General features: G+C 29.9%; 15 protein-coding genes. 6 read left to right on the forward strand and 9 right to left on the reverse strand.

The features are described from left to right. Nucleotides 1-2: 2 nt before the first annotated feature. From WNY60_RS13465 to WNY60_RS13475, 3 genes are read right to left on the reverse strand one after another with little or no spacing between them, the layout of a single operon-like run. Nucleotides 3-218 carry a hypothetical protein gene (locus WNY60_RS13465; protein ID WP_282148391.1) on the reverse strand — a complete coding sequence of 72 codons (216 nt, stop codon included), beginning with the start codon at nucleotides 216-218 and terminating at the stop codon, nucleotides 3-5. Nucleotide 219: 1 nt separating this feature from the next. Beyond that, on the reverse strand, nucleotides 220-2,496 hold the full coding sequence (locus WNY60_RS13470; protein WP_342862659.1) for a DEAD/DEAH box helicase family protein: 2,277 nt from the start codon (nucleotides 2,494-2,496) through the stop codon (nucleotides 220-222). A gap of 4 nt (nucleotides 2,497-2,500) precedes the next feature. Next, nucleotides 2,501-3,631, reverse strand: coding sequence for a cysteine desulfurase family protein (locus WNY60_RS13475; protein WP_342862660.1), 1,131 nt, complete (start codon nucleotides 3,629-3,631; stop codon nucleotides 2,501-2,503). Between the two features lie 299 nt (nucleotides 3,632-3,930). Here WNY60_RS13475 and WNY60_RS13480 point away from each other — a divergent pair, with 299 nt between their 5' ends. Both WNY60_RS13480 and WNY60_RS13485 read left to right on the forward strand, forming a co-directional pair. Then, nucleotides 3,931-4,317: a hypothetical protein gene (locus WNY60_RS13480; RefSeq protein WP_342862661.1), complete on the forward strand. Its 387-nt coding sequence runs from the start codon at nucleotides 3,931-3,933 to the stop codon at nucleotides 4,315-4,317. 84 nt (nucleotides 4,318-4,401) lie between these two features. Then, nucleotides 4,402-4,839 (forward strand): JAB domain-containing protein, encoded by a 438-nt coding sequence (locus tag WNY60_RS13485; protein ID WP_342862662.1) that lies wholly within the window; start codon nucleotides 4,402-4,404, stop codon nucleotides 4,837-4,839. A gap of 230 nt (nucleotides 4,840-5,069) precedes the next feature. Here WNY60_RS13485 and WNY60_RS13490 read toward each other — a convergent pair whose 3' ends face one another. Beyond that, the gene (locus tag WNY60_RS13490) at nucleotides 5,070-5,312 is read right to left on the reverse strand and encodes a helix-turn-helix transcriptional regulator (RefSeq protein ID WP_342862663.1); all 243 of its coding nucleotides are present in this window, start codon (nucleotides 5,310-5,312) and stop codon (nucleotides 5,070-5,072) included. Between the two features lie 76 nt (nucleotides 5,313-5,388). Here WNY60_RS13490 and WNY60_RS13495 point away from each other — a divergent pair, with 76 nt between their 5' ends. The 3 genes from WNY60_RS13495 (at nucleotide 5,389) to WNY60_RS13505 (ending at nucleotide 6,985) form a co-directional block, all read left to right on the forward strand. Then, nucleotides 5,389-6,015, forward strand: coding sequence for a hypothetical protein (locus WNY60_RS13495; protein WP_342862664.1), 627 nt, complete (start codon nucleotides 5,389-5,391; stop codon nucleotides 6,013-6,015). Beyond that, nucleotides 5,985-6,518, forward strand: a complete 534-nt coding sequence (locus tag WNY60_RS13500) for a hypothetical protein (protein WP_342862665.1) — start codon at nucleotides 5,985-5,987, stop codon at nucleotides 6,516-6,518. Before WNY60_RS13495 ends, WNY60_RS13500 begins: the two co-directional genes overlap by 31 nt. Nucleotides 6,519-6,715: 197 nt before the next feature. Then, nucleotides 6,716-6,985, forward strand: a complete 270-nt coding sequence (locus WNY60_RS13505; RefSeq protein ID WP_342862666.1) for a hypothetical protein — start codon at nucleotides 6,716-6,718, stop codon at nucleotides 6,983-6,985. A 10-nt stretch (nucleotides 6,986-6,995) separates the two neighbouring features. Here WNY60_RS13505 and WNY60_RS13510 read toward each other — a convergent pair whose 3' ends face one another. The 3 genes from WNY60_RS13510 to WNY60_RS13520 form a co-directional block, all read right to left on the reverse strand. Then, nucleotides 6,996-8,741, reverse strand: coding sequence for a DUF4375 domain-containing protein (locus tag WNY60_RS13510; RefSeq protein WP_342862667.1), 1,746 nt, complete (start codon nucleotides 8,739-8,741; stop codon nucleotides 6,996-6,998). A gap of 161 nt (nucleotides 8,742-8,902) precedes the next feature. After that, entirely contained in the window at nucleotides 8,903-9,409 is a 507-nt protein-coding gene (locus WNY60_RS13515; RefSeq protein ID WP_145003116.1) for a hypothetical protein, read from the reverse strand. 2 nt (nucleotides 9,410-9,411) lie between these two features. Then, entirely contained in the window at nucleotides 9,412-10,032 is a 621-nt protein-coding gene (locus WNY60_RS13520; RefSeq protein WP_342862668.1) for an SMI1/KNR4 family protein, read from the reverse strand. Nucleotides 10,033-10,381: 349 nt separating this feature from the next. On the opposite strand from WNY60_RS13520, the gene WNY60_RS13525 reads away from it, so the two are divergent. Next, nucleotides 10,382-11,347 (forward strand): IS110 family transposase, encoded by a 966-nt coding sequence (locus tag WNY60_RS13525; protein ID WP_342862669.1) that lies wholly within the window; start codon nucleotides 10,382-10,384, stop codon nucleotides 11,345-11,347. 39 nt (nucleotides 11,348-11,386) lie between these two features. Here WNY60_RS13525 and WNY60_RS13530 read toward each other — a convergent pair whose 3' ends face one another. Further along, nucleotides 11,387-12,235 (reverse strand): hypothetical protein, encoded by an 849-nt coding sequence (locus WNY60_RS13530; RefSeq protein ID WP_342862670.1) that lies wholly within the window; start codon nucleotides 12,233-12,235, stop codon nucleotides 11,387-11,389. Between the two features lie 148 nt (nucleotides 12,236-12,383). Continuing rightward, nucleotides 12,384-12,890 carry a hypothetical protein gene (locus tag WNY60_RS13535; RefSeq protein ID WP_342862672.1) on the reverse strand — a complete coding sequence of 169 codons (507 nt, stop codon included), beginning with the start codon at nucleotides 12,888-12,890 and terminating at the stop codon, nucleotides 12,384-12,386. Between the last annotated feature and the right edge of the window lie 117 nt (nucleotides 12,891-13,007).

Consider the following 13,007-nt stretch of genomic DNA (forward strand, 5'->3'; position numbering starts at 1 on the left):
ACTTAATTGTTTGTTTTAAGATGGTTAATTAAATAATTTTCAAATTCACCTCTTGCCTTTTCTTTTAAATCTGGGCTAGATTTAAATTTTAATAAAACATCAAATGCTTTATTTAAAATAGTTGAATCTAATTTGCTTAATTCTACTTTCTCTGGAAATCCATCTTCTTTTAGAATCTTATTAAATTCTTCTCTTAGTGAGTCGTTTAATGATTTCATATTATTTATAATTTTCAAGTTCTTTATTTGCTAATTCATATATATCTATATCAAGATCATAGCACATGTTTTCTAGCTTTTTTAAGCAAGAATCTTTGTTTTCACTCAAAACGGCGAAATTTACTAAGCGTTTTAATTCTGAGATAAAAATGTTTTTTTCAATTTTAGAAAGTTTTTCATCTGTATTAGTGTGGTCTGTAATTGGTTTGACGATTAAATCATAAATTATGGCAGATTCTTTCCCTTTAAAATTCCGAAGAACCCGCCCGCGTCTTTGTACATATTGTCTAGGGTTTCCTGTTGATGAACAAAAAATCGCATATTTAGTTTGAGGTATATCTACTCCTTCATCTAAACATTTCATAGCTAATAATGCATCTAGTTTTTCAGATTTGAACTGTTCAAATATTTGATCTCTATTTTTAGTTTCACCTGTAAATTTTGCCATTCTTAAACGAAATCTATCATGCAAGACAGAAATATATTGATCTATTAATCTACCATTATCATTTTCTATATTTACGTCTGAGTCATCATTTTCAACATAATCGACCTCTATACCTTCAGGTACATAAATAAAGGCGTTTTTAAAATTCTCTTTACCTATTTCTTCTATAATGGATACTAATTGATTTACTTTTCTTGATGCTTTATGTATTATGTTTTTTCTCCTAATTAATAAATTGTTTACATAATCGGATTCACGATATCTACCTGTTTCAGGATCTATAAACTTAGATAATTCTTTAGAGATTTTTAAATATTCATCCTGTTCACCTTGTTCTAAGCTGACTATTTTAGGGTGATAATAATATTTGCAGAGTATTTTATTTTCTATAGCAGTTTTCATATTATACTCATAGGTGTATTCTTCTTCAGAAACAGAAAAATATTCATTTAGGTTTGTATTACCAACATCATCAAACTGCCTTTCGGGGGTAGCAGATAAGCCAATGCGTTTTTGTAAATAGTTAGGTAAAACCTTTAAGAAACCTTGCGACCCCATAGTATGAGCTTCATCGGCGATAATAGTTATTCTATCAAACTCATTTGAAAATAAATCTTTGAATATTGTTTGAAAATTATTGCCTTTAAAAGTAGCGTAAGTTGTTACTATAGCATAATTACTCTCTCGTTGGAAGACAATGTTTTTTCCTACACTTTTAAGTTCATTTTTCCAATTATTGTTAATACTACAGCAAACAATAGTATCTTGAAAATTGAATTTATGCTTTGTTTCATTAATCCATTGTTTTGCTAAAGCAGTTGTAGGAACTAAAACAATGAATTTATAATAATTATTTTCTTTATAATCATTTAAAACACAATTTAACGACGTAATAGTTTTGCCTGTACCAGTAGCCATTGCAAAGAGACCCTTTCTATTGTTTTTAAGCCATTTTAAGTATGCATCTTTTTGATATTGTCTAGGCTCACATATTTTGTTGTCAAAACGTGGGAAATGTGGTTCCATTTCTTTTTTCTCAAACTTTTCAATCTTTTCAAAAGCGGAATTAATTGATTTTTTAATTTTGGGGTTACTAAAAATTTGATCTTTTTTACTTAGTAATTCCTTCTCTTGAATTAATAATTCTTCAATGTTTTTATCTCCAAATTCATTCTTAATGACAGATTTAATTTGATTAATATTTAGATATTCAACATTTTCAGAATTTCCTGAAAATATCTCTTCAAAATCCTTAATTTGCTTGTCAACAGATATTTTCGATCTTTGATCATCCCAAGATAAACGACACTCTAATTCTTCTAGGTTTTCGATAAAACCATAATAAGTGAAATTGCAAGAAGACTTATAACTTATACTATTTTGTCCATCGGAAAAAACACCTGATTTATAATGAGATATTCCTTTCCCTCCTTTAGGTTTTATAATTTTAATTTCTATTTTATTATTAGAAATCAACCAAGCGAAACATTCAAAAAAATGTTTACCATATGCATCTAAAGATTGATGCAGGCTTTTTATATCTTCAAAGTTAAATACAGTTGAAAAAGATTCTTTATTTTGTCCTTGCTCGATTGCTGCTTTATCCTCTTTCGAAAGTACATTATTAATAACTGCTCTCATCTTTCCTCCAGAATAAATGAAATTAGCAAAGCCTAATGATAATAAGTTAATTGCAGAAGAGCTAAAATAGCCTAAGAGTAAATCAAAAGTTTTACTGTTGCATAATGCATCAAGATAAAACTGTAGGGGTTCGTTATCACTACCGGTTTTATAATCTCTGTCTTCCGCCCATGTTACTTTATTAAGCATATTTTTATATTAAGTGTTTTCTTAGAGATGAACAAAAAACATCAATATCGCCTTTTGAAGAAAACTTATCAAAGGACACTCTTATCGAATTGTTTTTGTTAAAATTTTCTGGTTTGATAGCCTTTAAAACATGAGACTCTTCTAATAATGCTGAATTGCAAGCAGAGCCATTACTTATTGCAATATTTTTTTGACTACCTATAAATATATCCGATTCCAAATTAGGTATGACTAAATTAATAATACTAGGAGACCTCAAATGTTTCTCCGATACCGAATTAAACTTAGTGATTTCACCAACAGATTTTATTAAATAATCGTTTAATTCATTCATTTTTAAAACTACATTACTCATTTCGTTCTTAGATATCTCACAAGCTTTACCTAGACCTACTATTAATGGTGAATTATATGTACCTGCTCTTAATCCCATTTCTTGCCCTCCTCCATGTATTAATGGTGTTAATTCAATATCGCTTCTTTTATAAAGTACTCCAATACCTTTTGGACCATTGATTTTATGTCCAGAAAAGCATAACATATCTATAAAGTCTTCTTCAATGTCAACTTTTACTTTTCCAACAGCTTGTGTAGCATCACAAAAAAAAGTTATATTATTATCTCTACATAGTTCTCCAATCATTTTTATTGGCTGAATAACACCTGTTTCATTATTTACATGCATAATTACAACAAGTGAAGTGTTTTCTTTTACGGAATCCCGTAATTGGTCAAATAAAATGACACCATTTTTATTAACATCTAAATAGGTTACTTCATAACCTTTGGTTTCTAAATATTCGCAAGTAGTCAATACTGCTTTATGTTCAGTTTTTACAGTAATAATATGATTTCCTTTATCGAGATTAGATTCAGTATACCCTTTTATTGCCAAGTTAATGGATTCTGTTGCGCCAGATGTGAAAATAATTTCTTTATTATCACAATTAATAATGTCTGCAACTTGTGTTCTGGCTTTGTCTATTGCTTCATTAGCTAGTTTGCCAAAGTTATGATTACTAGATGCATTACCGAAGTGTTCCGTAAAGTAAGGTTGCATTGAGTCTAATACTCTTTGATCAATTTTTGTAGTAGAAGCAGCATCTAAATAAATTACTTCATTAGTTGAACTCATTGTGTATAAAAATTATTTTTTTGAATTCTGAATAAATAATTGGTTAGAGTATAAATCTACTCATATTAAACTTTAAAAAAAATTTTCATAAAGAAATAATTAAAACTTAATTCAAACACACACGCACTCCACCCCAGAAACTACCCCCACTTATTTTCAGGGTGGAAAACTCCCCCAACCCCAATTTAAAGGTTTTACTTTTTTACAGGCAGATATGATACAAGTTGATAGCTGATATCTTTTGTCTTAAAATGTTTAATCTTTTGTAGGGTTTAATTTCAACTCAAAAATTAAAATTTATGGTACGTATTATTAACTACAAAGAAAGACAAGTAGAGGATGGTAGGACATTCTTTGTTTTAGAGCTACAAGGAGGTGTTGAAATGGTAATGAGCCAAGAGACAAATCAGTTCTATGCAACTGCAAAAAAAGCTTTTATTTCATCAACTTTTGATGAAGAAACTTGTAAAGCATTAATAGGAACTTCTATGCCTGGAAAGATAGAAAAACAAACTTGTGAGGCTTATCAATACACAGTAAAAGAAACTGGAGAAATGATAGTTCTAAATCATAGATATGTTTATATCCCAGAAGTAGAAGCATCAACCAAGGAAGATAAAGCAGTTCAGAAGTTATTAGCTGAAGAGCATACTTTTTCTCAGAATGGTGTTCTAGAGGATAATTAATAGATTAATTAATAACCCGTCCAGAATTGAAATTGTACTTATTTAGTATGACATCAAAACTGGACGAGTTTAATTTTTAAAAAGATGAAGGTATCAGAAATTAAAGTTTCCTATTCTAATGATAATCCTGACAGAGTAAAAATAAAGGATAGTCAAAGTGTATATGAATTAATAAAGTGTCATTGGAATGACGATTTAATTGAACTTCAGGAAGAAGTGAAAGTTGTTCTACTTAATAGAGCTAATATAGTTATTGGTATTTATGATTTAGCAAAAGGAGGTATTACAGGTTGTGTTGTGGATATTAAGTTGATATTAAGTGTTGCTTTAAAGGCAGTATCATCACATATAATATTGGTCCATAATCACCCTAGTGGTAACTTAAAGCCTAGTGAAGCAGATAAAAGGATTACTAGTAGTTTAAAAAAGGCATGTGTCATAATAGATATTACTCTATTGGATCATTTAATTATTTCCAAAGAAAGTTATTTTAGTTTTAAGGATGAAAGAGCTCTTTGCTAATTTGCAAGTATTGCAAAGTTTGCAACTTCTGCAATAAGTAATGTACATGCAGTAGTCAATTATTAAGCCGTAAAGACCTGGTGAGACCAAGTAGATTTATATATAGATTATATATTATAGCTAAATCTTAATGATAAGAGAGTAATTTATCAAATGTTTAACATGTATTATTTAGATACATTTCTAGACCTCTAGTCAATTGAGGGTTTTAATCACTAAATAATAAATAGCTAAATATTAGTTTCACAATCTTCAATATTGAGTAATTCAGAAAGAGAAACTTCTAATGCTTCAGCTATTCTATGTAGAGTATATATTGTGGGATTAGTTCTTCCCGATTCAATTCTAGAAACATTAGTAGTATCAAAGACTCCTTCAATTTTTCCAGCTAAATCAACCTGAGAATACTCTTTTGAGTTTCTTATTTCTTGTATTCTTTTACCTATTATTTTTAATAATTCAGCTTTTTCCATTCTTGACATATTTGACAAGTCAAGAAATGAGTTATATTTGTTTAGTTTAATGCCATATATGGCAAGTTTGACTATTATGGATATAAATCATTACAAGAAGAATGCACTAGAGTTCAGAGATTACTATATAGATTTATATGGGATAGAGCCAAATTTCAAAACTTATCTGGATAATCAAGCTATTGCTACCTCCAAAGAACATGTCAAAGAGAAGTTTGAATTTTATAAAATGGGTTGGAATTTAATTGGTAGAGATGTTTCTGATGCTCAGGAAGTTTATAACTGGTTTTATAATATTGAGGGTGATTTTCAAAAACTTGCAGAAGAAATATCTCTTATTGGTTCTATAGATAAAAAAAAACAGCTAAATAAAATGAGAAATTTAAATGACAGATTAAAGCAAGTTGATAATAATAAAATGAAAGAAATCCATAAAGAAGAAAGTAATAGTTTAATAGATAACTTTGTAATAATACTCATATTTATTAACCTAGTATACTTTATAACTGAATTTGTATATCGCATCTTTTCAAATAAGGCTGGAATCTTTTACATATGGGGATATTATGATGAAACTTATAAACTTTCAGGAATGTTGTTACTTCTATCAATCTTTGGATTAAACCATTACTATTCTAGGTCTAAAACCTTAAAGCAGATAATTGACGATTTATGGATGAATTTTCAGAATTTGAAAAAATAACAAAAGCATTTATTGATGATTTTTTGTTTACTAAATCTAATGTGCCTTATAACATCCATCATATAAATTGGTGGCTTATGAAGTATGAAGATGAGTTTTATAATGCTATTACTAAATCTAATTGTGGTAAGTGGAGTAAATGGATAAGAGATAATTCTATTCATGTATTTCCATGTGTCTGCCAAACTAGAGAGCAAGACTGTATTTTCATAGAACTGTATTTTGAGCTTTTAAAAGTTTCAGAACTAGAGTTAAAAGAAGTGTACTTTAGAGGTGTAATGAATGAATATGACTGTATTAAGAATGAAAAGTTTGCTTTAAAGCAATGGCTAAAAAAACATAAAAACATGTGGGTAAACCTACGGTTAAGTAAAACCATAAGAATTAAACTTACTACAGAGCCTTACAGTAAATTAGAAGTAAATTTAAATGGAAATGATTTTAGAAATTTTATCTCATTCCAGAAAATCTATAATAGGCTACATTATGCTAAAGAGAATTAAAGGATCTTTGAATAGGTAAGAGGTTTTATAAGCAGGAAAACAGGTTTAAAGGCACACTTATAGGCAATGTATATCATAACATATCTCTGCAAGTGTCTTTAATGAAGGGATAACAGTCACTGGTTCGAGTCCAGTTCCCGCTACTAATTGGAATTACTTCAAAAACAACGGTTTGGCTTTCGCTAAGCCGTTTTTTTATGCATACTATTTTTGATTATCTTGCACAAGAATTGCAAATTGAATACGAAATTGAATACGATTTAACTTTGAAAAAAAATTATTCTCCCCCTAAGATTTACTCAGCAAACGGAGACCTCAAAAAACGTTGGTATGTTTATTTTTCTTATCGGGATCCTAATATAGGAAAGTTAAAACGTCAAACTTTACTTTATTCAAATGCTAATAAGTTTAAAACTAAAGAAGAACGACTTTCTGTTTTAGTGACTTATAAAAAAGCACTATGTTAGCTATAGTGTTTTATTCAATCAGTTTTAATTTATATCGAACGTAATGTATGCTTTTAATGGGTTTACCATCTTTTAAAGCAGTTTCAAATTTCAATTTCGACATACTTGCTTTTACTTGTTCATCCAACCACATATTGTCAGCTACCGCAAATTTGATTTCGTCTATAAGTCCTTTTTCATTAACGAATGCATAATATCCATAAAACATAATATGGTCATCTCCATAAGGTTCAAATATTGATGGTTCGGCTTGAAAATTTACTGTCAATTCCAAATCATTTAAAGGTTTTGGGTCATTTTCAGGTAATTGATATTCCTCATAATCTTTGTAGCAACCTTTGCAAATTCTTGAAACAACAAATGTTTTGACTTTAGGGTTTTTAAATTTTCGAAACTTTTTAGTTGAAACAGAATTTCCATTTTCATAGATAGTTTCTTCTTTTAGATTTCCATTATTGTAATAGACCTCCATTTTACCGTGTCGCTTACCATTTTGATAATTTACTAGTCGTTGTAATGTGTCGTTTTTAAGTTCTTTCCAAACTCCGTGTGGAATAAAATTTTTGTATTCTCGATAGTGTAATTCTGGTGTGTCATCTTTGAAATTAGATTTTGAATAGAACTCACTATATCCAGTTCCTGTTATTAGAGTTTGTTCTCCTTTTTCGTTCCAATAATTTTTTAGTATGTATTTTCCATTTATGAATTCAGCTTCTACTTTTTTATTTCCGTTTTCATAGAATTCAAGCCAATCTCCCTCACGCTCATAAGCTGATTTATAAATTCCTGTTTCTGACAGTTGTCCGTTTTCATACCATTCTTTATATTCTCCAATCCTTTCGTTTTTTTCTATCAGTTTTGATTCGAGCTTTTTAGGATTTCCATTGTCATAGTACCATTCTTGTATGAAAATATTTTTTGATGGTTCTTTGGTTACTTGATATTTTAGTTTTCCATTATCATAGAATTCTTTCTGCTCTCCTGTATGTTCACCGTTGAGATAATGAATTACTTCTTTTGGCTTCCCGTTGTCATAAAAGGACTTGAATTCTCCATTTATAAAACCTTTTTCAAGCTGAAACTCTTCTTTGATTTTTTTGTTATCATAGAAGGTCTTACAAAGTCCAGTAAAAGTCATGTCAAATTCTTTTCCATCTTCATTGAGACAAACTTCATTGGGATTTTTACGAATGTAAGATTCAATTAAGGACATTGTCTTTTTATTCATTTCATAGTAATCATCATCAAGTAAGGATAATTCGTCAAGTCTATCATAAAGGTTACTTTCAAACAAATCACTTTCTTGAGCCTTGTCCATTAGCTTTTTGTTCTTTTGATAGATTTTATCTGCTTTTTTAACCAGATTTGCCATTTCATTATCTCCAATATGTTCTAATCCTTTAATTATTGTTGGAATATATGGTCCGTAACCATTGTAGTAGAATTGAACAAATCCACCATTTGAAACTTGGGCATCTAAATACCACCAATAATAGAGAGCTTTCTGTCCGTAAGACAAGGATTTACCTTTCTCAATTTCGTGTTCCTTGTCCTTTACAAATTTTGATATTGGTTCAAGAACAAACCAACCAAAATCATAACCACTTAATTTAAAGAATTCGGCTTTGTTCAGTTCAGGTCGGAAATGTTCGGTTTTATCAAATTCCCAATAAGGGTCATTTTCCTTTTGGGCTTTGCAACCAAATAAGTTTAATAAGTTTATCATTAAGATTGAAATGGTAAGTATTCTTTTCATTTGTGATGTTCGTTCAACATTATAGCTAACGGTTATGTATAAGATTAGTGGCGTGTTTAAGCACTAAAGTTAGCAAATAATCACAGATAGAAAATTCCAGCGAAATTTTCGTAAGTAAGCCTTTACTAGCAATGAATTATACACATTGTAATCTGTAGTTTTTATTCGTCTTCGCAAGCAACTTCATACTTTTCGAAATACTTATCAAAACTTCTATAACTTGATAAATTAATTGAATCAAATTCATCAGATTTTTTTGTTTTCGTTACTCCAATATTACGTAAAGCAGAATTTATATCAACTACATCCATTCCAGAATAATGAGAATAGTAGTTTCCGTTAATTCGAATTTCACGTTTATCTTTGTAAACAATTGCTGCTTGTTCTCCAATGCCACCATTATAATCAGTAGCGATAAGAGCAAAATTTGAAATTTCAATTTCTTTAGCTATACGTTCAATGCTTCTCAGACAGAGTAGGTTAACTCCTCCAAAGCAATCTCCATTCTCATCATAGACATTCCATTTTTTTCCCCAATAGGTAGTGTGACAAACATCAAGAGGAATAATATTAAATCCATTTTCAAAGAAAACAGGTAAATCCAAGACTTCTATTTTAGTTTTATTTGGTTTTTCAGAGGTTATGATTGCTTCAATATGGTGTCCCATTTTTATTTTTTTTCTATTATTTTATCAAGCCAAGATTCATACCAATCTAGAAAATAACCTTCTTCAGCTATATGTGGTTTGTATTCTATTTCATCGTACACATATATGACTTTACCTTTATCTTTTCCATTGAGAATTAAACCTTGATAGTTAGAACAACCACCATAGCTAATAATCATAATTCCAGAAAGAAGTTTATTGTATAACTGTTCAAATTCTTCATCTGATATTATATCAAATTTATCCCAAGTAATACTTCTCCAATCACTTTCGGTTATTTTTGAGTTAAAAAAAACGTCTTTTCTTAAAGTAGAGGATTCAGTAAAAATTTCTGCGCTATCAAATAATTCATATATTCCGTAATATGGTCCAGCACTAGGTTTAAGGTTTCCATTGTCTTCATATTCTAAACCACCATTTCCAACTTCTAATAAAAATTGTTTGTAACCTGTTGGAAGTTCAATACCATATTTAATTTCGAATTCCTCAATTTCTTTTTCAGTAGCCGGTTTGTTAATTTGATATTTGTGCGAACTTGCACCAAATTCTTGATATTCTGAATCTATAATTAGAACTTTCTCAAGTTTTATTTTTATTCTCTCTATTTGATTTAGTTCGTTCAAATTAAATTACAGATAACGGTTTAGCATATGGTTTGTTGCGTGATTTAAGGAACTAAGTTAGCAAATAAATCACAGATAGAAAATTCCGCAGGAATGTTCGTAAGTCGGCAGTGACCAAGCAATTAATTATACACGGCTTAAGTTTGTCTTTCATTAAATTTAACTAATAAATAGAAAGAACAAAAGAGAGAAATAAGATTAGTATACACGGTGAAGCTTTAGACTTCGACAACATTGATAATCCTCTCTCTTTTTCTACTAAGATTTCGTTCAGTTCTGTGAGACCTAGATCTCGTTTTCAAGTTGTTGAAACATCAGTAGCTATGTTCTTTCCAAAATTCAAGTTGTTATGAATAAATATAAAGAAATTTATAGAATAGACATTAGCAAAGATGTCTTTGATGTTTATGGTTCAAAAAGTGGACATAACCAATTTAAAAATGATGCAAAAGGTTTTGTAAGCTTTCTAAAACATTTACCAAAAGATGTTTTGATAGTCATGGAAGCTACAGGCTATTATCATTATCGTTTAGCACAGTTTTTATATAAGTCAGGACTTAGCGTTTCTGTAGTAAATCCATTATCTGTAAAGCGATTTATTCAAATGAAATTAGCCAAGGTAAAAACAGATAAAAGTGATGCTAAAGCAATAAGTGAGTATGGAGAAATTAATGATGTCCCATTGTACACGGCTTTAACAGATGTTCAGAGTGAGTGTTTACAATTGTTTAGACTATTGGATAGTTATATAAAACACAGAACAGCGACAAAGAATAAACTAAAAGGAGAAGAAGTTTTAGGAATTCCTTCAAGGTTTGTTTATCGTTCTTTAACTCGAAATTTGAAGCATTTAAACAAAGAGGTTTTAGTATTGGAATCTCGTCTATTAGCATTAGTAAAACAAGATCAGCAGCATCAATTAACATTAATAAAAAGTATTCCAGGAATGGGAGTTAAAACCGCTTTGTTTTTAATAATAGTAACCGATGGCTTTAAGAAGTTTGAAAACGCATCACAGTTATGTAGTTATGTTGGTATTACACCGACTATACGAAAATCAGGGAGTAGTGTAAGAGGTCGAAGTAGAATAAGTAAAGTAGGCAACAAGAAACTAAGGAATCTATTGTTTTTATGTTCTTTTTCAGCGTGTAAGCACAATAAGGCTTGTAGAGAGATTTATGAACGATTAGTCGCTAAAGGAAAAAGTAAGAATCTGGCATTAATAGCAGTAGGTAATAAGTTATTAAAACAGGCCTTTGCTATTGCTAAAAGAGGGAAGCCTTATGATGAAAATTTTGTTTCAAGATTAGCTTAAAATGGCTTGTTTTTTAACTCAGTTCTTTGTTAGCATTTGTTATTTCGCCAGAGTGTAATTGATTAATTCGTTTTCCTTTTCGTCTATTAAAGTTAAACTTCCATCATTTCCGTAAACATAATTCCAGCCAAAAGGTTCGTTCTCTATTCTATATGTTTTTGATTTAGCACCTGTTTTAATCAATTCAAGCTTTTGGATTCTTCCGTATTTTTTTAAATATACGTTATCATCTGACATTTTTACAATCGAAAATTCGCCTTCGTCAATTCGATCTTGATGATTTTGAAGATACCAACTATTTAAGACAGCGATTTCACTTAATTTGCGTAATTCATTTTGATATTCAAATGATTTTGAAAGTTCACTAATTATATCCTCAGTTTTTATTTTACTCAATTTATTAACGAGATTTTGATATTTTGCTTCCTGATTAAATAGAGAGTAGTTATAAAAGGTTAGCGATACGCTTTCAAGTTGATATGCGGGATATTTTCCTCCAAAACTATCAATCGCACCTCCAATTTCTGCACACTTTTCAATTATAGACCAGTAAGCTAATTGGGATTGTCCTATATAATTATGTGAAAGATTGAGAATTGGTAAAAATCCACTATAACCACCAGAGTTATATCCTTTAGTTTCGTGAATATCAAACAATATAGCAGTTTTAATCATATTCGATATTGAAATACTATCAGCAATTTTTAAATCACTTGTATTGACTAAAATTTCTTGGTCAATTTTATGTAAATCTTTCCAATATTCATTTACTTGAGTATCTGTTTCCAACTGCTCAATTTCTGCACGATATTCTTCAATCGGGATTTGAGAGAAACCGAAATTTACTGAAAACAGTATTGTTAATAGAATTGCAATGTTTTTTTTCATAATAAATGCTAACGTGATTGTGTATGGTTAGTTGCGTGGTTAAGCAACTAATTTAGCAAATAAAAACCGAATAGAGTATTCCGCAGGAATATTCGTAAGTAGGCTAGAAACAAGCAATTAATTATACACGGTGTTGGCACTACGTGCTTTAATTTTTCCGTTTCAGTTTTTCAATCGTCTTTAACATCAACTCACGGTTCTTTTTAGATGTCATCCATTTCGGAAGTCTACTACCAATGCTTTTATTCCGATATTCAATTCCGTTACGTTCTCTCAATTTAGCTTGGATGTGGTTTTCTAGAAATTCAATATGCTCAATGTTATATGCCCAAAATAAATTCCCATTCAGATTTTCAGATAGCCAAAGTGGTAAGTGAAAAAATGGGTCAATTCCGCCACCAACAAAGTAATGTCTTCCGCTTATTATTTTTTCATTCGAGGCATAAACTATAGAACTAGGTTTTTCAGATAGAATTTTGCTATGACCACAATTTGAGCAAACCAGTCTAACATCATACTCATCGGTTTTTCCAAAAGAAAATTCTGATGCTTTTACTATAGCTTTTTGCTCACACTTTGGGCAAATAACTAAAATATCTTTGATGAAATCATATGTCAAAGTTTGATATGAGTCTTTAAATCTTAATTTAGTCATTTTTGCGTTCGAGTTTCGGCATTAGTGCCAACGTTGTTGTATATGGAAAGTTGTGTTTACGAGCAATGAAATTCCGAAGGAATTTCAGCAGTGAGTAAATAAACAACTTCCATTATC

The organism is Olleya sp. AS48 (assembly GCF_038900355.1).
Lineage (GTDB): Bacteria > Bacteroidota > Bacteroidia > Flavobacteriales > Flavobacteriaceae > Olleya.